Origin of the sequence: Bradyrhizobium sp. U531 (assembly GCF_051710265.1) — a bacterium.
Classification (GTDB): Bacteria; Pseudomonadota; Alphaproteobacteria; order Rhizobiales; family Xanthobacteraceae; genus Bradyrhizobium.
Genome location: NZ_JASVEN010000005.1, coordinates 539,490 through 561,712, shown reverse-complemented (window position 1 = coordinate 561,712; position 22,223 = coordinate 539,490). Strand labels below are relative to the sequence as shown.

General features: G+C 65.3%; 21 protein-coding genes and 1 other RNA gene. 15 read left to right on the top strand and 7 right to left on the bottom strand.

The window, feature by feature from the left end; all coding sequences use genetic code 11:
• The first annotated feature begins 90 nt into the window (after positions 1 to 90).
• Positions 91 to 672: a histidine phosphatase family protein gene (locus QRQ56_RS24990; protein ID WP_438743694.1), complete on the top strand. Its 582-nt coding sequence runs from the start codon at positions 91 to 93 to the stop codon at positions 670 to 672.
• A gap of 17 nt (positions 673 to 689) precedes the next feature.
• On the opposite strand, the gene QRQ56_RS24985 is transcribed toward QRQ56_RS24990, so the two are convergent.
• Positions 690 to 1,031: a DUF6665 family protein gene (locus tag QRQ56_RS24985; RefSeq protein ID WP_438743693.1), complete on the bottom strand. Its 342-nt coding sequence runs from the start codon at positions 1,029 to 1,031 to the stop codon at positions 690 to 692.
• Positions 1,032 to 1,077: 46 nt separating this feature from the next.
• Positions 1,078 to 1,713, bottom strand: a complete 636-nt coding sequence (locus tag QRQ56_RS24980; RefSeq protein ID WP_438743692.1) for a TetR/AcrR family transcriptional regulator — start codon at positions 1,711 to 1,713, stop codon at positions 1,078 to 1,080.
• A 195-nt stretch (positions 1,714 to 1,908) separates the two neighbouring features.
• Here QRQ56_RS24980 and QRQ56_RS24975 point away from each other — a divergent pair, with 195 nt between their 5' ends.
• The 5 genes from QRQ56_RS24975 (at position 1,909) to QRQ56_RS24955 (ending at position 10,006) form a co-directional block, all read left to right on the top strand.
• Positions 1,909 to 3,219 carry an HlyD family efflux transporter periplasmic adaptor subunit gene (locus QRQ56_RS24975; protein ID WP_438743691.1) on the top strand — a complete coding sequence of 437 codons (1,311 nt, stop codon included), beginning with the start codon at positions 1,909 to 1,911 and terminating at the stop codon, positions 3,217 to 3,219.
• 27 nt (positions 3,220 to 3,246) lie between these two features.
• Positions 3,247 to 4,830 carry a DHA2 family efflux MFS transporter permease subunit gene (locus QRQ56_RS24970; protein ID WP_438743690.1) on the top strand — a complete coding sequence of 528 codons (1,584 nt, stop codon included), beginning with the start codon at positions 3,247 to 3,249 and terminating at the stop codon, positions 4,828 to 4,830.
• 485 nt (positions 4,831 to 5,315) lie between these two features.
• Positions 5,316 to 7,115: an ABC transporter ATP-binding protein gene (locus tag QRQ56_RS24965; RefSeq protein ID WP_438743689.1), complete on the top strand. Its 1,800-nt coding sequence runs from the start codon at positions 5,316 to 5,318 to the stop codon at positions 7,113 to 7,115.
• Between the two features lie 61 nt (positions 7,116 to 7,176).
• Positions 7,177 to 8,583, top strand: a complete 1,407-nt coding sequence (locus QRQ56_RS24960; protein ID WP_438743688.1) for an MATE family efflux transporter — start codon at positions 7,177 to 7,179, stop codon at positions 8,581 to 8,583.
• A 100-nt stretch (positions 8,584 to 8,683) separates the two neighbouring features.
• Positions 8,684 to 10,006 (top strand): O-antigen ligase family protein, encoded by a 1,323-nt coding sequence (locus tag QRQ56_RS24955; protein WP_438743687.1) that lies wholly within the window; start codon positions 8,684 to 8,686, stop codon positions 10,004 to 10,006.
• Here the strand turns inward: QRQ56_RS24955 and QRQ56_RS24950 are convergent.
• Together QRQ56_RS24950 and QRQ56_RS24945 are read right to left on the bottom strand one after the other, a co-directional pair.
• Positions 9,895 to 10,722 carry an FkbM family methyltransferase gene (locus QRQ56_RS24950; protein WP_438743685.1) on the bottom strand — a complete coding sequence of 276 codons (828 nt, stop codon included), beginning with the start codon at positions 10,720 to 10,722 and terminating at the stop codon, positions 9,895 to 9,897. The genes QRQ56_RS24955 and QRQ56_RS24950 overlap by 112 nt on opposite strands.
• 125 nt (positions 10,723 to 10,847) lie before the next feature.
• On the bottom strand, positions 10,848 to 11,591 hold the full coding sequence (locus QRQ56_RS24945; RefSeq protein WP_438743684.1) for a sulfite exporter TauE/SafE family protein: 744 nt from the start codon (positions 11,589 to 11,591) through the stop codon (positions 10,848 to 10,850).
• Positions 11,592 to 11,809: 218 nt separating this feature from the next.
• On the opposite strand from QRQ56_RS24945, the gene QRQ56_RS24940 reads away from it, so the two are divergent.
• Positions 11,810 to 12,064 carry a hypothetical protein gene (locus QRQ56_RS24940; protein WP_438743751.1) on the top strand — a complete coding sequence of 85 codons (255 nt, stop codon included), beginning with the start codon at positions 11,810 to 11,812 and terminating at the stop codon, positions 12,062 to 12,064.
• A gap of 1 nt (position 12,065) precedes the next feature.
• On the opposite strand, the gene QRQ56_RS24935 is transcribed toward QRQ56_RS24940, so the two are convergent.
• Positions 12,066 to 13,436 (bottom strand): PLP-dependent aminotransferase family protein, encoded by a 1,371-nt coding sequence (locus QRQ56_RS24935; RefSeq protein WP_438743683.1) that lies wholly within the window; start codon positions 13,434 to 13,436, stop codon positions 12,066 to 12,068.
• A gap of 79 nt (positions 13,437 to 13,515) precedes the next feature.
• On the opposite strand from QRQ56_RS24935, the gene QRQ56_RS24930 reads away from it, so the two are divergent.
• From QRQ56_RS24930 to QRQ56_RS24920, 3 genes are all read left to right on the top strand, one after another.
• Complete coding sequence (locus tag QRQ56_RS24930) at positions 13,516 to 13,950, top strand: DUF983 domain-containing protein (protein ID WP_438743682.1); 435 nt, start codon at positions 13,516 to 13,518, stop codon at positions 13,948 to 13,950.
• Positions 13,951 to 14,017: 67 nt separating this feature from the next.
• The gene (locus QRQ56_RS24925; protein WP_438743681.1) at positions 14,018 to 14,728 is read left to right on the top strand and encodes an alpha/beta fold hydrolase; all 711 of its coding nucleotides are present in this window, start codon (positions 14,018 to 14,020) and stop codon (positions 14,726 to 14,728) included.
• A complete protein-coding gene (locus tag QRQ56_RS24920) occupies positions 14,725 to 15,243 on the top strand; it encodes a GNAT family N-acetyltransferase (RefSeq protein WP_438743680.1) in 519 nt (172 codons plus the stop codon). Before QRQ56_RS24925 ends, QRQ56_RS24920 begins: the two co-directional genes overlap by 4 nt.
• Positions 15,244 to 15,376: 133 nt before the next feature.
• Here QRQ56_RS24920 and rnpB read toward each other — a convergent pair.
• Positions 15,377 to 15,804: RNase P RNA component class A (gene rnpB / locus QRQ56_RS24915), an RNA gene on the bottom strand.
• Between the two features lie 150 nt (positions 15,805 to 15,954).
• Here rnpB and QRQ56_RS24910 point away from each other — a divergent pair.
• Positions 15,955 to 16,308: a YciI family protein gene (locus QRQ56_RS24910; RefSeq protein WP_438743679.1), complete on the top strand. Its 354-nt coding sequence runs from the start codon at positions 15,955 to 15,957 to the stop codon at positions 16,306 to 16,308.
• Positions 16,309 to 16,369: 61 nt separating this feature from the next.
• Positions 16,370 to 17,602: an RNA polymerase sigma factor gene (locus tag QRQ56_RS24905; protein ID WP_438743677.1), complete on the top strand. Its 1,233-nt coding sequence runs from the start codon at positions 16,370 to 16,372 to the stop codon at positions 17,600 to 17,602.
• A gap of 119 nt (positions 17,603 to 17,721) precedes the next feature.
• Here the strand turns inward: QRQ56_RS24905 and QRQ56_RS24900 are convergent, their stop codons facing one another.
• Positions 17,722 to 18,504, bottom strand: a complete 783-nt coding sequence (locus tag QRQ56_RS24900) for an N-acetylmuramoyl-L-alanine amidase (RefSeq protein WP_438743676.1) — start codon at positions 18,502 to 18,504, stop codon at positions 17,722 to 17,724.
• Positions 18,505 to 19,018: 514 nt separating this feature from the next.
• Here QRQ56_RS24900 and rsmH point away from each other — a divergent pair.
• From rsmH to QRQ56_RS24885, 3 genes are read left to right on the top strand one after another with little or no spacing between them, the layout of a single operon-like run.
• Complete coding sequence (rsmH, locus tag QRQ56_RS24895; RefSeq protein ID WP_438743675.1) at positions 19,019 to 20,008, top strand: 16S rRNA (cytosine(1402)-N(4))-methyltransferase RsmH; 990 nt, start codon at positions 19,019 to 19,021, stop codon at positions 20,006 to 20,008.
• Between the two features lie 3 nt (positions 20,009 to 20,011).
• Positions 20,012 to 20,404: a cell division protein FtsL gene (ftsL, locus tag QRQ56_RS24890; protein WP_438743674.1), complete on the top strand. Its 393-nt coding sequence runs from the start codon at positions 20,012 to 20,014 to the stop codon at positions 20,402 to 20,404.
• On the top strand, positions 20,401 to 22,143 hold the full coding sequence (locus QRQ56_RS24885) for a peptidoglycan D,D-transpeptidase FtsI family protein (protein WP_438743672.1): 1,743 nt from the start codon (positions 20,401 to 20,403) through the stop codon (positions 22,141 to 22,143). Before ftsL ends, QRQ56_RS24885 begins: the two co-directional genes overlap by 4 nt.
• The last annotated feature ends 80 nt before the right edge of the window (positions 22,144 to 22,223 follow it).

The window sequence follows — 22,223 nt, the reverse complement described above, 5'->3', positions numbered from 1 at the left end:
CTCTTGTAGCCCGGATGAGCGCAGCGATATCCGGGACCAGCATTCCCGCATATCGCTGCGCTCATGCGGGCTACGATCGCGTCAGCCAAAATGTTCATCGTCCGCTATCTCACCCATCCGCAGGTGCAAATCGATCCTGCAGTGCCCGTGCCGCAATGGGGGCTGAGTTCTATCGGCCGCGCACGCACCGAGGTGCTGGCGAATGCGGCCTGGCTCGCTAACACCACGCAGATTGTTGCGAGCGGCGAGCGCAAGGCGATCGAGACGGCCGAGATCATTGCCGCTGGTCTCGGTGTCATGATCGAGATCCGCGACGCCATGCACGAGAACGATCGCTCGGCGACCGGCTTCCTGAAGCCGGCCGAGTTCGAGGCCGTCGCCGATCAGTTCTTCGCCGAGCCCGAGCTTAGCGTCCGCGGCTGGGAGCGCGCGGTGGATGCGCAATCACGCATCGTCCGCGAGGCTGAGGCGGTGCTGGCGCGCAATCGCCCGGGCGACGTCCTGTTCGTCGGTCATGGCGCGGTCGGCACGCTGCTGTTCTGCTGGTATGCCGGCCATCCCATAGCTCGCGTCCACGACCAGCCGGCGGGCGGCGGCAATTGTTTTGCGTTCGCCCGGCAAGGGCACGGCATCCTGCATGGATGGCGCAGGATGGAAGAGGCCGGAATCTAACTCTGCGGCACGAGCGGTTATTTCGAGACCGGCTTCGTCAGCGCAGGAGGGAGCCCCATGCAGAGCTGCACCTCGCCTGGAACGTTGTAGGTGCGCATGATGTGGCGGCTGTCGCGCAGACCCGTCGCCTCACGCTGCACCACGAACATCCAGAGCGCCTGGCCGGCTTCCAGCACGAGCTTGCGCCGCGCCGGCTGCATCGAGGCCGGCACTTCCGGGGAAGCGTGTGCGGTATCGAACTCGCGCAGACGCGTCAGCGCCTGTTCGAGCGTGCGGCCCATCCGTCCAAGCGCGGAAGCTTGTTCCTGGACGATCTCGTAATGAAGGATATCGACGGGCGGGCGAAGATCACGGGACATGGCCGCAATATAGTGCCGCCGCTCCAGCCCGCGCAACGCGCCGCCGTTATGCCGCCTGATACGCCGCCAGGAACATCCGTGTCGCGCTGCCGACCACCTCGGTCATGCGCTCTTCCGACGGCGCGGGCGCGGCCTGGAACACGAAAGGCAAGAAGAGTGATGCCTTGCACAGCTCCATGAACTGGGAGGCGGCAAGGTCGCAATCGTCGATCTTGAGATCGCCGGAAGCGACATGAGCCCCGAGATAGCTGGAGAGGCGGTTGATGGATTTATCCAGCACCCGCGCATAATAGCGGCGGCCGACATCGGGCATGCGCTCGGCAATCGCCATCACGGTGCGGATCGCCGATCCGCCGCCGGGCCGGCACAGCAGCTGGATATAGGCCCGGCCGAACTCCTTCAGCGTGGTCTCGACATCGCGCGCGGGATCGAAATTGAACACGACCTGGCCGTGCTGGAGCGCCTCCTGCTCGAGGATGGCTTCGAACAGCGCGCATTTGTCGGCGAAGTAGACATAGAGGGTGCCCTTGGAGACCTGCGCCGCGCGCGCGATCTCGCCCATGCTGGCGCCGTCAAACCCCAGATCCATGAAGACCTTACGGGCACCGTCGAGGATTTGGCGACGCTTGGAGGAGTCCTCCTCTTGGATGACGTGCAGATGTTCGCCGGCAGCTACAACCATTGGTTCAGGGTCTCGGAAGGTTTCTGGACAGGGTGCCGAACGATGAAACGCAAATAAAGGATTCGGGCCAGTAGGGTCCGCCCGGGAATATTATGTATATTGACCGAACCGTTCGGTCAATGGTATTTGGATCAGCGAAGGGAACCGGCCGGAGAACGGCCGTCCTTGTTCGCATTTTTCTTTGGGGAGGCCTTTATGGCCGTATCGAGAGACCAGGCTGCGCGCGTCCTTCGCCAGGAAGCGGTGGAGGAACAGGCGGGCGGCAATGCTGCGTCCGAGACGACACCCCTTGCCGAGCAATTGCGGGCGCATGTGGTCGAGGAGGCCAAGCGCCGCACGGCCGAGGCGCCGGAGAAGCCTGCGGTCGACAAGCCCGCTGCACCCGTGGCCGAGGCGCCCGCCGCCGGTGCGCCCAAGCCGGGCAAGCGTAAATTCGTCCTGATGGGCGTTGGTCTGGTGCTGGCGCTCGCCGCGGCAAGCTATGCCGGCTACTACACGCTGGTCGGCCGCTTCTACATCGCCACCGACGACGCCTATGTCCGCGCCAACAACACCATGCTGGGCGCGCGCGTTGCCGGCCACATCTCCGCGATCCTCGCCGGCGACAACACCACGGTGCGCGCGGGCGACGTCATTTTCCGCATCGACGACGGCGACTACAAGATCGCGGTCGACGCCGCCGCGACGAAGATCGCGACCCAGCAGGCAACCATCGATCGCATCGGCCGCCAGATCGCCGCGCTCGACAGCCAGGTGGCCCAGGCCAAGGCGCAACTCGTCTCGGCTCAGGCCGGTCTCAAGCGCGCCGATCTCGACTATGAGCGTCAGCAGGCGCTGAGCAACAAGGGCTTTGCTTCGCGCGCCACCTTCGAGACCTCGGAAGCCGGACGCGACCAGGGCGCCGCCGCGGTCAAGGCCGGGCAGGCCGCCTACGACGTTGCCGTCAGCAATGTGGATGTCGCCAAGGCCCAGCAGGCCGAAGCACAGGCCCAGCTCGCCGAACTCAAGACCTCGCTCGCCAAGGCCGAGCGCGACCTCGCCTTCACCTCGGTGCGGGCCCCGGTCGACGGCACGTTCTCGAACCGTCTCGTCAACACCGGCGACTTCATCGCGGTCGGCCAGCGCCTCGGCAATGTCGTGCCGCTCGATGACGTTTATATCGACGCCAACTTCAAGGAAACGCAGCTCAAGCGCATCCGTCCCGGCCAGCCCGTGACGATCAAGGTGGACGCCTACGGCATGCGCAAGTTCTCCGGTGTCGTCGACAGCATCGCGGCGGGTGCGGGCTCCGTGTTCACGCTGCTGCCGCCCGACAACGCCACCGGCAATTTCACCAAGATCGTGCAGCGCGTGCCGGTCCGCATCCGCGTGCCGAAGTCTGTGGCGAAGCAGAACCTGCTGCGTGCCGGCATGTCGGTCTACGCGACCGTCGACACCAACAAGGGCGCGGCCGACGCCGACAGCGAGGTCGACCTCGACGATCCCACCGCGATCCACCCGCAGTAAGCGCATCGAGCACTGCGAGGTCTCGCCATGGCCAACGCCACCACTGCTTCAGCTGCCATGATGGCGGACCCCGCTTCGGAGCGCATTGCGCCGAAGCGGCTGTTCGCCTTCATCATCATGGTGTTCGGGATGTTCATGTCGATCCTGGACATCCAGATCGTCTCGGCGTCCCTGAGCGAGATCCAGGCCGGCCTGTCGGCCAGCTCCAGCGAGGTCTCCTGGGTCCAGACCGCTTATCTGATCGCCGAGGTCATCGCGATTCCCCTGTCGGGATTCCTGTCGCGCGCCTTCGGCACGCGGCTGCTGTTCGCGATCTCGGCGGCGGGCTTCACCGCCTCGAGCCTGCTCTGCGGCTTCGCCACCACCATCGAGGAGATGATCCTCTGGCGCGCGCTGCAGGGCTTCCTCGGCGCCGGCATGATCCCGACGGTGTTCGCCTCGGCCTATACCGTGTTTCCGCGTTCCAAATTCCACATCGTCGGCCCCATCATCGGGCTGGTCGCGACGCTCGCGCCCACGATCGGGCCGACGGTCGGCGGCTACATCACCGACCTGATGTCCTGGAACTGGCTGTTCTTCATCAACGTCGTGCCCGGCATCGGCATCACCGTCGGCGTGCTGGCGCTGGTCGATTTCGACGAGCCGCATTTCGAGTTGCTCGACCGCTTCGACTGGTGGGGTCTTGCGTTCATGGCCAGCTTCCTCGGCACGCTGGAATATGTGCTGGAGGAGGGGCCGCAATATGAATGGATGCAGGACACCTCGGTCGCGATCTGCGCCTGGATCTGTGCGGTCTCGGCGATCGCCTTCTTCTGGCGGGTGTTCACGGCGGCCGAGCCGATCGTCAATTTGCGCACCTTCTCCGACCGCAATTTCGCGATCGGCTGCCTCCTGCAATTCTGCATCGGCATCGGCCTCTACGGCCTGACCTACATCTATCCGCGCTATCTCGCCGAAGTGCGCGGCTACAGCGCGCTGATGATCGGCGAGACTATGTTCGTCTCGGGCATCACCATGTTCCTGGTCGCGCCCCTGGTCGGCCGGCTCATGGTCAAGTTCGACATGCGCTACATGATCGCATTCGGCCTCGTCGTGTTCGCGATCGGCTCCTACCAGATGACCTGGATCACCCGCGACTACGATTTCTACGAGTTGCTCGTGCCGCAGATCCTGCGCGGCGTCGGCATGATGTTCGCGATGGTGCCGACCAACAACATCGCGCTCGGCACGCTGGCGCCCGACAGGGTGAAGAACGCCTCGGGCCTGTTCAACCTGATGCGCAATCTCGGCGGCGCGGTCGGCCTTGCCGTCATCAACACCGTGCTCAACGATCGCACCGATCTGCACATCAGCCGTCTGCAGGAACGCGTGACCTGGGGCAACGCCACGGCGACCGAAACCCTCACCATGTTTATGCAGAAGTTCCAGGGGCTCGGCGACTCCACGCTGATGGCGATGAAGCAGCTCTCCCAGCTCGTGCATCGCCAGGCCGTGGTGATGAGCTTCGGCGACGCCTTCTTCGTGCTGACGGTGTTCTATCTCGGCCTCACCCTGCTGGTGACGCTCTTGAACAAGCCGGCTTCGCTGACCGGCGGCGGCGACGCGCATTAGGCCACACGACAGGTGTCGTCGCCCGGCTTGACCGGGCGACCCAGTATCCCAGAGGCCTGCGTTGCAGAGCGCACGCTCACCACGTCCGCCGCGGCGTACTGGATCCCCCGCCTTCGCGGGGGATGACAGCGGAGTGTGAGGCGGCGGCCCCGCACCAAATTGCAACACTCGTCCGTGATCTCGCCGGAGCCCCGTTGCAAACCGGAAACGGTACATCTATAAAGCGCGCCTTATTCAATCGAACCGGGGAGAGATTTGCATGATTTCGTCGCATTCGCAGATCGCATTTCCGCGCTCGATGACCTTCTGGCTCGGTATGTGCTCGACCTCATAGAGGTCCTTTCCGCCAGTTTCGATTGGGCCCGAAGTCCCGATCTTCCAGCTTCCCAAGTCAAGATCAGTCTCAAGTGACGCCGTCCCGGCCCCTGCGGCCGGCTTTGCGTCCATCGATGGAGCCGGACCGCGCGAAGCGGCCGGATGATGCCATGACCGCTTTGTCAAAAAAGCCCGCGGCGATCCGCGTGGTGCTGCCCTTCGTGTTCCGGCACTGGCTGAAGCAGCCGGGCCGCGGCCTCGTCATCGCCGGTGGCCTGCTGGGCGCGACCGCCGCCGATTTGTTCATGCCGGTCTTCTCCGGACATCTGGTCGACGCGCTGACGCGCGGTCCGTCCGATCCGGAGGCACGCCATGCCGCGCTGGTCGCGTTCGGCGCCATCGTGGCGCTGGGTGCGGCTTCGATGGTGCTGCGCCTGGCCGGCCTGCAGGCGATCGTGCCGTTCACGCTGAAGATGATGTCCGACCTGGCCCAGGATGCCTTCCTGCGCGTGCAACGCTTCTCGACCGACTGGCACGCAAATTCCTTTGCCGGCTCGACCGTGCGCAAGATCACGCGCGGCATGTGGGCGGTCGACCTGTTGAACGACACCATTCTGCTGGCGCTGCTGCCGTCGCTGGTCGTGCTGATCGGGTCGATGATCCTGCTCGGCGTGCACTGGGCCTCGCTCGGTGCGGTGATCGCGCTCGGCGCGCTGATCTATGTCACGATGACGGTGCTGTTCTCGACCCGCTACATCGCGCCGGCCGCGCGCGTCTCGAATGCCTGGGACACCAAGGTCGGCGGCACGCTGGCGGATGCGCTGACATGCAATGCGGTGGTGAAGTCCTTTGGCGCCGAGATGCGCGAGGAGGCGAGGTTGGCCCGCGTCATCAATCGCTGGCGCGTACGGGTGCGGCGGACCTGGTTCCGCTACAACTACACCGCCATGGCGCAGCTCTCGCTGCTGCTATGCCTGCGGGGGTCCGTGATCGGCGGCTCGGTGCTGCTGTGGATGTACGGGCATGCCTCGCCCGGCGACGTCACCTATGTGCTGACGAGCTACTACGTCATCCACGCGTATTTGCGCGACGTCGGCATGCACATCAACAATCTCCAGCGTTCGGTCAACGACATGGAGGAACTGGTGGCGATCCATGACGAGCCGATCGGCATTGCCGATGCGGCCGGTGCGCGGCCGATCGCGATCGAGGGGGGCGATATCGTGTTCGACGACGTCACCTTCCATTATGGCGGCCATCGCGCGCCGCTATACGACGGCTTGTCGGTGAGGATCCGCGCGGGCGAACGGGTTGGCCTGGTCGGCCGCTCCGGCTCCGGCAAGACCACCTTCGTCAAGCTGGTGCAGCGGCTCTACGACGTCACCGGCGGCCGCGTGCTGATCGACGGGCAGGACATCGCGCAGGCGACGCAGCAATCGCTGCGCAGCCAGATCGCGATCGTGCAGCAGGACCCGATCCTGTTTCACCGCTCGCTCGCCGAGAACATCGCCTATGGCCGGCCCGGCGCCAGCCTCGAGGCGATCGAGCAGGCGGCGCGGCTTGCCAACGCGCACGACTTCATTCTGCGTCTGCCGAAGGGCTACGGCACGCTGGTCGGCGAGCGCGGCGTGAAACTGTCGGGCGGCGAGCGGCAGCGCGTGGCGCTGGCGCGCGCGTTCCTGGCGGACGCGCCGGTGCTGATCCTGGACGAGGCGACGTCGAGCCTCGATTCGGAATCGGAGGCGCTGATCCAGCAGGCGATGGAGCGGCTGATGAAGGGCCGCACCTCGATCGTGATCGCGCACCGGCTGTCGACGGTGAGAAGTCTCGATCGCATCCTGGTGTTCGACCGGGGCGAGATCGTCGAGCAGGGCACGCATGCCCTGCTCGCGGGCAAGTCGGGCGGCATCTATCGCGGCCTGTTCGAGCGCCAGGTGGTGGAGCTCGGGCACGTGGCGGCAGCTGAGTGAGGAATCGAATGGCGCGTGGCCGACGGACGAATGTCGGTCACGGCGCCAGGGATGGGATGATATGAAAGACCTGACAAACGGCTCCATCGTGAGACACATCCTGACCATGTCGCCTCCGATCATGGTCGGGATGGTCACGATCATGATCTGCCAGCTGGTCGATCTGTACTTCGTGTCGAGCCTCGGCGATGCGGCGGTCGCCGGCGTCGCCGCTGCCGGCAATGCCGGCTTCCTCGTCAACGCCTTCATGCAGGTGCTCGGTGTCGGAACGGTGGCGCTGATCGCGCATGCCGTGGGACGCAAGGACCGGCCGGATGCGAACCTGATCTTCAACCAGGCGATCCTGCTGTCGGTGTTGTTCGGACTGTTGACCCTGGTCGCCGGTATCGCGCTGTCGCGCGCCTACATGCGTTCGATTGCCGCCGATCAGGCCACGATCGAGGCCGGTACCACCTATCTCATCTGGTTCATGCCGGCACTCGCTTTGCAGTTCGCGACCCAGGTGATGGGATCTGCGCTACGTGCAACCGGTATCGTTCGTCCCACCATGCTGGTGCAGGCGTTTGCCGTGGCCGTCAACATCGCGCTGGCGCCGGTGCTGATCTCGGGATGGGGCACCGGCCATGCGCTCGGCGTGGCCGGCGCCGGGCTGGCGAGTTCGATCGCCGTCGTCATCGGCGCCGTGATCCTGCTTGTGTATTTCCGCAAGGTCGAGCGCTATGTCGCCTTCAATCCCGCGCAGTGGCGTCCGCAGTCCCGCCATCTGAAGCGGATCCTCAATGTCGGCCTGCCGGCCGGCGGCGAGTTCGCGATGATGTTCATCTTCATGGCGGTCGTCTACTACGTCCTGCGTGACTTCGGCGCGGCCGCGCAAGCAGGCTTCGGCATCGGGCAGCGCGTGCTCGGGCTGATCCACATGCCGGCGCTTGCTGTTGCGCTGGCGGCCGGGCCGATCGCCGGCCAGAACGTCGGTGCCGCAAACGGCGCGCGCGTGCGGGAGACCTTCGTCAAGACCGTCTTGATCGTCACGATCGTGATGATCGGGTTCATGATCCTTGCGCAATTGAAGCCGGAGCTGCTGCTGGCTGGCTTCTCCAACGACCGCGAGACGATGGAGATTGCCTACCTGTTCCTGCGGATCATCTCGTTCAACATGGTCGCGCAGGGGCTGATCTTCACCTGTTCGAGCATGTTCCAGGGGCTCGGCAATACCAAGCCGGTCCTCCTGAGCTCGGCGACGCGCGTGTTCACCTATTCGCTGCCGGCGATCTGGCTCTCGACGCGGCCGGGCTTTCGCATGGAATATGTCTGGTATTTATCGGTCGCGGCAACCACGTTCCAGGCGGCCCTGAGCGTGTGGCTGCTCCGCCGCGAGTTCAGGAAGCGCTTGGCAACGGTTCGGCCTGCGGCGGCCGCGGCGCCGGTCGAGGCTGATCCGGTGACGCCGCCCGCGCGGGCGCCGGCCTAAAGCGCGATGAGATTTGGATGAATCGTCATCGCGCTTTAGGTTTGAGACCGGCGCGGCTCCGGCTAGTTTCGCAGCGCCGGTAACGGGCAAAAGGGGCGGAATGACGGGGCCGACCAACGAGCAGAAGCCGGCGTCATGGCTCGCCGCGATCTGGGCGGCGCGCTATCGCACGCCGGCCCGCTTCGTGGCGCTGATCGCGCTGCTGCTGCCATGGACCACGACCGGGCTGATCTTTGCGCTCATCCCCTGGCTGATTGCCTTCGCCTTCGTCGATCTGCGCGCATTTCCGCGTTCGCTGCTCCGCCCGATCTGCCTGCTGCCGATCGCGCTGGTCGCGCTCGCCGCGGTGGGCATGTGCTGGTCGGATGCGCCATGGCCGGAACGAATTCATGCGCTCGGGCCGGCGGCGAAGCTGCTGGTCATCCCGCTCCTGATCTACCAGTTCGAGCGCTGGCCGTACGGCCATTGGGTGTTCTGCGCCTTCCTGGCGTCCTGCGCGGCCTTGATGCTTTATTCCTTCGCCGTCGCCATCGACCCCGCGCTCTCGCTGAAGCTTTATCTGTCGCGCGGACCTTACAAGGTCGAAAGCGGGATCGCGGTGCGCAACTATATCGACCAGAGCCAGGAATTCGCGCTCTGCGCGCTGGCGCTGGTCTATCCGGTCATGTCGCTGCTGCGGCAAGGGCGCCCGGTCGGCGCGGTGCTGCTCGTGGCTCTCGCGATCGGGTTTCTCGTCAACATGATGTTCGTCGTGGTCTCGCGCACGGCGCTGGTGACGCTGCCGGTCCTGATGGTCGTGTTCGCGCTGCTGCATCTGCGCCTGCGCGCGGCGCTGCTTTCCGTGGCCGTGGCGGGATTGCTGGCCGGGCTGCTCCTTGCCGTGTCGCCGCATCTGCGTACGACCGTTGCGAAGTTTCAGGCCGACTATGCGACGAGCGTGCAGGACAGTCAGGTCAGCGGCATGGGCTCACGTCTGGAATATTGGCGGAAGTCCCTCGGCTTCATCGCTGATGCGCCGCTGCTCGGCCACGGCACCGGGGCGATCCGCGGCCTGTTCGCCGGCGCGGCTGCCGATGCAGAGATCGATCCTCTGCGCGGGGAGATCGTCAGCAACCCGCACAATCAAACCCTCAGCGTCGCCGTGCAATGGGGCGTCGTCGGTGTCCTGATCCTCTACGCGCTCTGGTTTGCGCACCTGTCGCTGTTTCGCGGCGAGGGGCTGGCCTCGTGGATCGGCCTGCTGGTCGTGCTGCAGAACATGCTGACCTCGCTGTTCAACACGCATCTGTTTGACTTCACGCCGGGCTGGATCTACGTGCTCGGGGTCGGCGTTGCCGGAGGCATGGCGTTGGCGGGGAGGAAGACGCCGGCCTGGCCGACCGATCCGGCTGACTGCTTTCGAAAAATGAAGCTGTTGCAATAGTCCTTGCGCTTCCAGAACCAGTCGCCGTCCTGCCGCTGATGCGTGGCTGCGTCGAATTGCGAGATGGGAAGCACCCGGTGCCGGCACACAAAGCGTCCCTCGTAGCCGAGGCCTTCGAGAAAGGTGAAGACGTCGCCGACGTGACCGGTGGCGAGGTGGCGGTTCTCGCATTCGAAGACCAGCAATGGCCCGTCGCTGCGCAGAATGCGTTCGGCCCCCTTGAACACGGCAAGCTCGGCGCCTTCGACGTCGATCTTGAGCAGGGCGATCCGGTCGGTCGGCTTGAAGTAGTCGTCCAGCGCGACTGCGGGGACCGAGACGACAGAAACGCTCTTGGCCTTTGCGTCACCGTGGCAGAGCGACGCGCCGGGCTGGTGGCCCTCCGGCACGTAGAGATCCTGCGGGCCGGACTGCGAATAGACTGCCTTGGCTTCGACAGTCACGTTCGCAAGCTCGATGACGTCGCAGATGCCCGCGAGCGCGTGCGCCAGTTCGGGCTGCGGTTCGAACGCGATAACCCGGCCATCGTGAACCCACAACGACAGCCAATAGATGAAGCTGCCTTTGTTGGCGCCGACGTCGCAGGCGATGTCGCCGGGTTTGAGATGCCGCCAAATTGCGGTGAGCTCCGTCCGCTCGTTGCGCAGCAGCGCCTTCAGCGCACGAAACCGAAATCTGATGCTCGCGGTGGCGAGCCAGGCACGAAAAATGCCCATCGGGTCGAAATGTCCTTGGAAAAATAAATCATGAAACTCAGGCAATCCCGGAGCGTAGCGCGCAATTGAGCAGGCTGCAAAGGGCCGTGCGGTCGCACTAACGGCTTTCGATGGATCGGCGCGATCTAGATCGAGCCGATGCTGTTCCAGACCAGGGTGAGACCGGAGAGGAACAGCAGGCCGAGCACGACATCGCCAAAATGCTTGTCGTTGAGGGCGTGATAGACCCGCGCGCCGGCCCAGGCGCCGATCAGCGTGCCGGGAAACGCGACCATCGCGAGCCAGACCACTTTCAGCTCGACGAGGCCCGATGCGGTTTGCAGCACGAGCGCGCTGGCGAGCACCGTGAAATTGAAGAGCTGGAAGATGCCGCGCCGCTCGTGCTTGTTCCAGCCGCGGATGTTGGCCCACAGGATCGGCAGCGGCCCGGACAAGCCAGCAAGGCCGCCAAGAATGCCGCCGGCAAAGCCGATCGCCCCGTCGGCGATGCGACCGCCGAATTTGATCGCGAGCGGCTTCTTGTTCAGATAGAGCGCGCTGGAGAAGATCAGGATCAGGACGCCGACGCTCAGCTTGAACACCTTTGGATCGGCCGAGGCGATCAGCATGGTCCCCAGCGGAACGCCGATCAGCCCGCCGATCAGGAACGGCCAGACCAGCGAGAGATCGAAACTCTTCCACATCGACGGCAATGTCGAGGTCTGCGCGATCACCGAGCAGATCAGCACCAGCGGCACCGCGAGCGAGGGCGGCAGCACGTAGAGCCAGATGCCGAGCGCCATCAGCGCCGTGCCGAAACCGGCCAGCCCCGAGACGAAGCCACCGGCCAGGGCGCCGAGCAGCAGCAGGACGTAGGTGAGCGTTTCCAACAGGCTATTCCTCGCCGGAGCGATCCCGAACTGTTGATCGCCATGGCCCGCATAGCACGGCTGCGGTCGTGCAAGTCAATCCATCGCGCACGCAAGCGTGATCTGCGGCGTCGGGCACTCGTGAAAGACGCGCCTACATGACGGTCGTACTTTCAATTCGGGCGGGCCGATGCTGCACGCTGATCGCTCGGTTGCGCATGCGAAGATGGAGAATGATCATGACCCGCGCGAGGATTATCGCCGCAGCCGCGTTGCTGGCGGCGATGGCGTTGCCGACGATGGCCCAGGCGCAGTTTTCCGAACCTGCGGCCTATCAGGCCGCCCATCCTGACCGCGATGTGCTGAACGGCGGTCAGCTCACGCCTGCGGCGCGTGGCCAGCTTGGAACGCCCGATAATGCCTATGCATCGCAGGCCTATCCCTCGGGTGTGGCGCCGCTCGTGCGCCCCGGCCATCGCCGTCATCGCCGATGATCTAGACGATCTGCCTGGTGTCGGTGGGCTTCTGCAGCGCGCCGACCAGGATGCGCAGCGCCTCCGCCAGCTCTGATCTGTTGCGGGCCGCTCCCAGCGAGACACGTGCTGCGTGCGGCGCTGTCGCATCGACGGTAAAGGCATCGGCCGCGACGACCGCGAGGCCATTGCGCAGCAGGTGCGCCGCCACGTCGGGGCGGCCTTCCGGCAGCCGCATCCACAGATGATGGGCGGCGGGCCTGGCGAGGAATTGAAAGCCCTTCAATGCGCGCTGCGCCAGCTGTTGCCGGCCGACCGCCTCGTTGCGGATGGCGGTGATGATGCGGTCAGCGACGCCGGTCTCGATCCAGTGCGTCACCAGCGCGACCATCAGCGGCGCCGGCATCTGCACAATGGCTTGCAGATGGGCGCGCATCTCCTGCTGCGCGGCGTCATCGGGCGTCACGAGATAGGCGACGCGCAGCGCCGGCGCGATGCATTTCGACAATGTGCTCGCCAGATAGGTCCGCTCCGGAATGAGGTTTGAGATCGGCGAGGCCGAGCGGTCGAGCAGGCCGTAGGCGTCGTCCTCGATCAGGATCGTGCCGGCTTCGCGGATGATCTTCGCGATGGCGCTGCGTCGCTCGGGGGAGAGCGTCGCCGTGGTCGGATTGTGCAGCGTCGGAATGAGGTAGACGGCCTTCGGCCTGTGCGTACGACAGGCTTTCGCCAGCGCATCGGGCAGGATGCCGCCATCGTCCATGGCAACGCCGACGAGCTTGATGCCGAGCCGCGCCGCGGCAGCCTTGATGCCGGGGAAGGTGAGGGCTTCCGTCAGCACGATATCGCCGGGCTTCGCGAGGTGCGCGAGCAGGCTGAAGATGATCGTCTGCGCGCCGGGAAAGATCACGAGCCTGTCGGCATGTGCGTGCGGCACGCGTGCGCGCATCCAGCGTGCCGCGACTTCGCGCTCATGCGCGCTGCCGCCGGGTGGCTGATAGTTCAGGAAAGCGGTCAGGCCCGATTGGGCGCGCAGCGCTTCCATGCCGGCGATGATGCGCTCGTCGAGCTGCGCCTCCAGCGGATGCGGCGGCACGTTCATCGACAGGTCGATCGCGACGGGATGCGGCAGGTCGACCGCGCGCCGCGCGCTGGTCTCCGACACGAACGATCCCTGTCCGACCCGCGCCTCCATGATGCCGCGGCGCCGCGCCTCGGTGTAGGCGCGCGTCACCGTGGTGAGATCGACGTCGAGCGCCTTCGCCAGCGCGCGCTGGGTCGGCAATTGCTGGCCGCGCACCAGCCGGCCGGCGGCGATGTCGGCCTCCATGGCCTCGACGATGCGCTGGTAGCGCGGGCCCGACAGCTCCGAGATTGTAGGGGTCCAATCCATGCAATATAGGCCCATATCCTTTGAGTGTATGGATGCAAGATATTATTGTATGGATCTGTGAAGAGGAAGAGGTGTGGTCATGACGACCGGTTCGATCTCTCTGGCGAAGGCGATGTGGCGCGGTTTCCGGGGCAAGTGCCCGAACTGCGGCGAGGGCCATCTGTTCGGCCGTTTCCTCAAGGTCGCGCACGCTTGCGATCATTGCGGCGAGGAGCTGTTCCACCAGCGCGCCGACGACTTTCCCGCCTATCTCGTCATCGTGGTTGTTGGCCATCTCGTGGTGCCCGCGATCCTCGCGGTCGAGACCGCCTATGCTCCGCCGGAGTGGTTGCAACTCGCGGTGTGGCTGCCGGTGACGCTGTTCGCCTCGCTCGCGCTGCTTCAGCCGACCAAGGGCGCCATCGTCGGGCTGCAATGGCAGGTCGGCATGCACGGCTTCGAGGCGGGCAAGCTGCGGCGCGAGGCCGGCGAGCTCGCGCCGGTGCTGGCGAAGGTCGATACGCGCGCTGCCTGAGACGGCGTTTACATCGCGCGGCCGGCGGCTACACTCCATCGCAGAAACAAGAACGATGGAAACGCCGATGGCCGCCCGCGCGAAGACTTTCCTGCTCTGTCATGGCGCGTGGTCCGGCGGATGGGCCTGGAAGAAGATGCATCCGTTGATGGCTGCGGCCGGTCACCGCTTGGTGGCACCGACCTATACCGGCCTCGGCGAACGCGCGCATCTCGCTAGTCCCGCGATCGATCTCGACACGCACATCCGGGATATCCTGAACGTCATCACCTTCGAGGATCTCAGCGACATCGTGCTGCTTGGCCACAGCTATGGCGGCATGGTCGCGACCGGTGTCGCTGACCGCGCCCGCGAGCGCGTGACGCAACTGATCTATCTCGACGCCTTCGTGCCGCGCGACGGCCAGTCGCTGTTCGATCTGAACGAGGCCGGGCGCGAGCCGATGCGCAAGGCCGCAATCTCGGGTGACGGTTGTCGCATCCCGCCGAACCCGCCGCCGCCGGATACACCGCAGGCCGATCTCGACTGGCTCAACGCTCGGCGCATCAACATGCCGCTCAAATGCTTCGAGACGAAGCTGAAGCTTGCAAACGGCGAGCCGGCGATCCCGCGCAGCTATATCTATTGCACGCGCACTCCCCCGGGCGATGTGTTCGGGCAGTTCGCGACGCGCACGAAGAGCGAGGAAGGCTGGCGCTATTTCGAGCTCGATGCGAGCCACGCGCCGAATGTGACGGCGCCGGAGGCGTTGATGGCGGTGCTGGAAAGCGCGTCGTGATCAGGCAGGCCGAGCAGCGAGACGCATCGAGCCTGGCAGCGGTGAGCATCGAAGTCTGGCTGGGCACCTATCTCCGCGAAGGGGTGAACGCATTTTTCGCGGATTACGTTTTGTCCGAGTTCACTGCACAGAAGTTTCGTGACGCTGTCGGTGATCCCAATCGATCGATCTGGGTCTCGGAGAACCGGATAGGGATCGATGGTTTCGTGACGGTGGGTTCGACGTCCGAACCGCCGCTGGCCAATTGCTCGCCGCTGGAGATCATGACCCTGTATGTTCAGCCGAGACACCAGTCGGGCGGGAAAGGTATTGCACTTCTGCAGCGCGCCCTGACTCATTGCCGGAGCATCGGTGGCGAGCGCGTCTGGCTGAAGGTCAACGCGCAGAATGATCGAGCCATCGCCTTCTATCTGCGACATGGCTTCAAAAGGATCGGCTCCACGCATTTCGTGATTGCTGACAGGGCGTACGAAAACTTTGTGTTGGAAGCAGATATCCGGCGTGCCGTGAACTGAAGGCCGGGAATGACAACCTTGCCCAAAATGGTGAGGGGTCCGATGCGTCGGCATCGAACCCCTCGTCACTTCGTTGGTAAGACGCGTTTTCTTCACGCGAACCGGAAGACGGCTTCGCTCGAAAACGCTTTAGAATATCAGCCGGCCTGTAAGCCGGGTTCTGTAAGGCACCGTCCGCTTGCGCGAACGATACGTGACGGCCATTCCTCTGGGACCATATTTGCACATGGCCTCGAGCAACCTACCCGGACGGCGGGCCTGACATCGCCCCGCGGCGTTATCGCTTTCGCGAAACAGCCCGCTACGCCGTCCCTATTCGGTTTTGCTCCCGGTGGGGTTTACCATGCCGACTCCGTTGCCGGCGCCGCGGTGCGCTCTTACCGCACCTTTTCACCCTTACTCCGCAAAGCCCGAAGGCGAAGCGGAGCGGTTCGTTCTCTGTGGCACTTTCCCTGGGGTCGCCCCCGCCGGACGTTATCCGGCACCGTATGTCAAGGGAGCCCGGACTTTCCTCCCCGGCGGCCTTTCGGCACTTGCCGGAGCGGCCGTCCGGCCGACTGACGGGGCATGCATGGGGCATTTGCATCGGTCCCGTCAAGCCGAGATCGCCGCCCACGCGTGGCGTGAAATAATTTATCCTGAAGATGTCGTTTGGCAGGGGCCCCGTTCGACTGGATGTCGGCGAGGTAGCCGAACAACAGGAGTGAAGCGATGCAATATCTGCTGATGATCTACCAGAACGAGGCCGAGTACGCGAAGATCGACACGGGAACCAGCCAGAAGATGTCGGCGGAGTACGAGTCTTTCACGCAATCCATCATCCGGAACGGCAATTTCAAGGCCGGCGACCGGCTGCGGCCGACCACGACGGCGACCACGGTGCGCGTGCGCGACGGCAAGACGCTGACGACCGACGGTCCGTTCGCGGAAACGCGCGAGCAGCTCGGCGGCTACTATCTGATCGAGGCCAGGGATCTCGACGCCGCGATCGAGATCGCCGCGCGGATTCCGAGCGCGCGCGTCGGTTCGATCGAGGTGCGGCCGATCTGGGTCTACGACAAGTGACGGCGAAGCCGTCATCTCGCGTTTCCCGGGCACGACTGCGTCGCGTGCGCAGCATCCTGCAATGACACCTTCCGAGATCGAGAGGATCTTTCGCGACGAGGCGGGGCGGGCGCTGGCCACGCTGATCCGTCTCGTCGGCGATTTCGATCTCGCGGAGGATGCGCTCCAGGATGCCTTTGCCGTCGCGCTGGAGCGCTGGACAGCGAGCGATCGCCCCGACAATCCGCGCGCCTGGCTGGTTAACGTCGCCAGGCACAAGGCAATCGACCGTGTCCGGCGGCAGGCGGTGTTCCGCGGCAAGCAGCAGGCGCTCGCGCATGAGATCGAGCTGAACGCGCTGGCCGCCGACGAGCCGGCCGCGATGCTCGACGACGACATGCTGCGGCTGATCTTCACCTGCTGCCATCCGGCCTTTGCGCCCGAGGTCCAGGTCGCGCTGACGCTGCGTACGGTCTGCGGCCTTTCGACCGCGCAAGTGGCGCGCGCCTTTCTCGTTGGCGAAGAGGCGATGGCGCAGCGCCTCGTCCGCGCCAAGCAGAAGATCAGGCTCGCCGGCATCCCCTATGAGGTGCCCGAGCGCGACGCCCTGGCGCCTCGGCTCGATGGCGTGCTCGCCGTGATCTATCTCGTCTTCACCGAGGGCTATGTCGCGACCGCAGGCGCGGATCTGATGCGTCCCGATCTTGCGGCTGAGGCGATCAGGCTCGGCCGGCTGCTCGATCGGTTGATGCCGGACCGCGCCGGCATCAAGGGCCTGCTGGCCCTGATGCTGTTGCACGATGCGCGCCGCGCCGGGCGCGAGACCGCGGCCGGCGATATCGTGCTGCTGGAAGAGCAGGATCGCATGCTGTGGGATCGCGCGCAGATCGAGGAAGGCCTCCGCCTGGTCGACGATGCGCTGCGCATCCCCGGCCGGCCGCAGCCTTATGTCGTGCAGGCTGCGATCGCCGCGCTGCATGCGCGCGCGCCGAGCTTTGCAGAGACCGACTGGCCGCAGATCGCCGGGCTCTACGAGGTGTTGCTGCGCATCGGTTCTTCTCCCGTGATCGAGCTCAACCATGCTGCCGCCCTGTCGATGGTCGATGGGCCGGCACGCGCGCTCGATCTCGTCGATGCGATCAGCGCGCGCGGCGGGCTGCGCGGCTACGAGCTGTTGCCTGCGGTGCGCGCGGATCTCTTGCGGCGGCTCGGCCGCAAGGACGAAGCGCGCGAGGCGTACCGGGCGGCGACGGAGGCGACGCAGCTCGAGCCGTTGCGGAGGCTATATGCGCGGAGAGTGAGGGAGATGGAGTAGCAGCCACACACTCCGTCATTGCGAGCGAAGCGAATCAATCCAGACTGTTTCCGCGGAGGCAGTCTGGATTGCTTCGTCGCAAGAGCTCCTCGCAATGACGGAGGATGGAGCTTACCCAGTCATTTCGACGCGACCGTCGTCCCCTCGGGCGGCAGGCTTGCCAGCAGCGCCTGCAGCGTGGACAGCGTCGAGTGGTCGGCGACACCGTCGAGCCGCGCCGGGCGGAAATGGCGCTGGAACGCGGTGACGACCTCCATGGTCGCGGCGTCGTACTTGCCGGTCAGCGGCACGCCGTAGCCATATTTGGCGAGCGCCTGCTGCAGGCCCATCACCTCGTCGCTGATGGTGCCGAGCATCAGGGTCTCGCCGCGCACGACAGGGGCGGGCGTGACCCAATGACCGACGCCGGAATTGGCCAGCGAGTGCCACGGGAATTTCTCGCCGGGGTCCTTCTTGCGCGCGGGCGCGACGTCGGAATGGCCGAGCACGCGGTGCGCGGGCACCTTGCGGCGGAGCATGATGCCGCGGCACAGCGCGATCACGGCGGCGATCTGGCGCAGCGGATAGTCCGGATAGCCCCAGTCATGGCCGCGGTTGATGATCTCGATGCCGATGGAGCAGGAATTGATGTCGTCTTCGCCGGCCCAGGAAGAGACGCCGGCATGCCAGGCGCGCTTGGCCTCGGACACGCATTGCACGATGCGGCCGTCCTCCAGCACGACGTAATGCGCCGAGACTTCGGTGCCGGCCGTGCAGAGCCGCGCCAGCGCGCCCTCGACATCGGGCATGCCGGTGTAGTGCAGCACGATCATGTCGGGCTGCCGTCCCTTGTTGCGCTCGCCATGGTTCGGTGACGGGATGATGTCGGAGACGATCGAGGAATCCGGCTCGAACGTCCGCATGTTCGCCGCGGCCTTGGGAACCGGGAGAACGCGTTGACGCTTCGAATCAGACCCAGACGGGGTAGAGGAACCGGACGGCGGCATAGACAACTCAAGTCGGACGCGAATGGGCCAAGCCCTTCTCTTTACTATTCCTTTACCCTCCACCGCGCGCAATCGCGCGGTGCGGTTAACGGATGCATTTTCGCCGATGTGTGTGGATGAAGCATCACCGCCGCGTCACCTTTGCGACTTGTAGCGAGCTGATCAACGCTTTCTTAACGCTAAGGGCCGTTACTGAGGGATGAAGAGCCGACCTGCGTCCGGAGGCGGCCAAAGCGTAATTTTGGCTCGAAATCCCATGGCTGCCCGACAAATTCCGCTGGGAACACTCGGTTTGCGGCTCCGGGCGATCGGGCCCGGTAACCATGCTGGACTGGGGCTTTGTCGTGGAACCGCCGCGACGCGGAATGATTCGAGGCGTTATGGGCAGCTACGCCCCCGATCTGGCTTGGTCGTTCGGCGAGGTTGGCGCATGAGCTCGGCTCCGCACATCCCCGTTCTCGGCCGTGAAGCTCTCGACCATCTCGCCCCGCATGCGGGCGGGACCTATGTCGATGCCACCTTCGGTGCCGGCGGCTACAGCCGCGCGATTCTCGATGTGCCCGGAACCCGCCTGATCGCGATCGACCGTGACCGCACCGCCATCGCCGGCGGGGCCGATCTCGTCGAACGCTCCGCGGGCCGGCTGACGCTGGTCGAGGATCGCTTCTCCAATCTTGCCGAGGTCTGCACCGCGCAAGGCGTGGCGGCTGTAGACGGCGTTGTGATGGACGTCGGCGTGTCCTCGATGCAGCTCGACCAGGCCGGTCGCGGATTCTCCTTCCGCCTCGACGGCCCACTCGACATGCGGATGGGGCAGACGGGGCCGACCGCAGCCGATATCGTCGCACGCGCGGCCGAAGGCGATCTCGCCGACATCATCTATCAGCTCGGTGAGGAGCGGCAGTCGCGCCGGATCGCTCGCGCCATCGTCGCCGACCGGCAGGAGACGCCGTTCACGACCACGCGCGCACTCGCCGACCTCATCGGCAGGATCGTGCGCTCCAAGCCCGGTGACATCCATCCCGCGACGCGGACGTTCCAGGCCCTGCGCATCTTCGTCAACGAAGAGCTGGAGGAACTGCAGACCGCGCTGGCCGCGGCCGAGCGGATGCTCAAGCCTGGCGGCCGCCTCGTGGTGGTCTCGTTCCATTCGCTGGAAGACCGCATCGTCAAGAATTTCCTGTCCGAGCGTTCGAAAACCGGCGGCGGCTCCCGGCATCTGCCCGAGGTGGCGCAGATGCCGCCGAGCTTTCAGCTGCTGACGCGGCGGCCGCTCGTCGCCGGCGACGACGAAGTTGCGCACAATCCGCGGGCGCGTTCCGCGAAACTGCGCGCAGCCGAGCGCACCTCGGCGCCGGCGCATGCGGACGATGAGGTATCGCCCTGGCCAAAGCTCTCAGACGTGATGAGGGGCGGCTAGCGCATGCGCATCATCCACCTCCTCGTCATCGGCGCGCTGATCTTCGCGGCGTCCTATGTCTACCGGATCAAGATGGACTCCACGGCGCGCACCGAGAAGGTGCTGCGGCTGCATGCGGAAATCCGCGAGCAGCGCGACGCGATCGCCTCGCTGCGCTCCGAATGGGCCAAGCTCGATGCGCCCTTGCGCCTGCAGGGCCTGTCCGACCGGCATCTGCAGCTCAAGCCGGTCAACGGGACGCAATACGATTCGCTGAAGAACCTGCCGGAGCGTCCGCCGCGGATGTTCAGGCCGGGCGAGCCCGACCCGATCGGGGCCATGCTCAACACCATCGAAGCCGCAAGCGACCCTGACACCGTGACGGGCTCCGTGCCTCAGCCCGAGGACAATCAATGAGCACCGCGACTCCAGCCAAACCGACCGAGCCCTGGCGCCAGCGGCTGATCCGCAGCCTGCTGTACGGGCGCAACGTCGACCGCGCCGCCAAGGCGCGCGCGCGCGTCGGCCTCGCCATGCTCGCCTTCGCCTCGGTCTACGCCCTGATCGGCGGCCGGCTCGTGATGTTCGCAATCGGCGCCGACGCCCACAGCGCGCGCCGCGCCGCGGCGCAGGAGGTGGTGGCGACCGCACGCCCTGATATCGTCGACCGCAACGGCGCGATCCTCGCCACCGACGTCAAGGCCGCGAGCCTGTTCGGCGAGCCGCGCCGCATCATCGACAAGGACGAAGCGATCGAGCTTCTCACCGCCACCGTGCCCGACCTCGACGAGGCCGAGGTGCGCGAGCGCCTGAGGACGCGCAAGGGCTTCGTCTGGCTCAAGCGCGAGGTCACGGCAAAGCAGCAGCAGGCCATCCACAAGCTCGGCATTCCCGGCATTGGCTTCCTGCGCGAGAACAAGCGCGTCTATCCGACCGGCAACGAGGTCGCCCACCTCATCGGTCTCGTCAACATCGACAACCAGGGCATCGCCGGCATGGAGAAGTGGCTCGACAATCAGGGCCTCGCCGATCTCCACCGCGCCGGCTTTGCCACCGACCGGCTGCAGAAGCCGATCGAGCTTTCGATCGATCTGCGCGTCGAGCACGCGCTGCGCGACGAGCTGTTGAAGGCCAAGGAGAAGTATCACGCCAAGGCGGCCTCCGGCATCGTTTCGAACGTCAAGACCGGCGAACTCGTGGCGATGGTTTCGTTGCCGGATTTCGACCCCAACAACCCCAAGGAAGCGCACGACCCCGACCGCATCAACCGCCTGACCACCGGCGTCTACGAGATGGGCTCGACCTTCAAGGCGTTCACGCTGGCGATGGCGCTCGATTCCGGAAAGATCAATCTGAACTCGTCGTGGGATGCGCGCGGAAACCTGCACTACGGCAAGTTCACCATCCACGACAGCCACGCGCTCGGGCGCTTCATCAACACCAAGGAAGTGTTCACCTACTCGTCCAACATCGGCGCGGCGCGGATTGCGCTGAGCCAGGGCGTGGAGGCACACAAGGCGTTCCTTGCCAAGATGGGCCAACTGACGCGGCTGCGCACCGAGCTGCCGGAGAGCGCGGCGCCCCTGGTGCCGCGACGATGGGGCGAGCTGAACACGGTCACCATCGCGTTCGGCCAGGGCATGTCGGTGGCACCGCTGCAGGCGGTGATGGGCATCAACGCGCTGGTGAACGGCGGCTATCTGATTCCGCCGACCTTCATGAAGCGCACCGAGGCCGAGGCCGCGGCAATGGCCAAGCGCGTCATCAAGACCGAGACCAGCGACAAGATGCGGTTCCTGATGCGGCTCAATGCCGAAATCGGCACCGCCAAGACCGCCGACGTCAAGGGTTATTATGTCGGCGGCAAGACCGGTACGTCCGAGAAGGTCATCAACGGCCGTTATGCCAAGAAGCGCGTGCTCAACTCCTTCACCGCGATCATGCCCTGCGACGATCCCAAGTACCAGATCCTGATCATGCTGGACGAGCCGCAGGCGATCCCGGAAACGAAGGGTTTCATCACCTCGGGCTGGAACGCGGTGCCGACCGGCGGCAAGGTGATCGAGCGGATCGCGCCGCTGCTGGGCGTCGAGCCGCGGTTCGACCTGCCGCCTGCGGACCGCCTTATTCTTGCAGCATCCAGGACAACCCAGTAATCAACGGGGTGGCCATTGCCGCGGCTGAGTCGGGGATTTTCCACCCGGATTCGGCTTTCCGGCAGGGCATGTCGACTGGA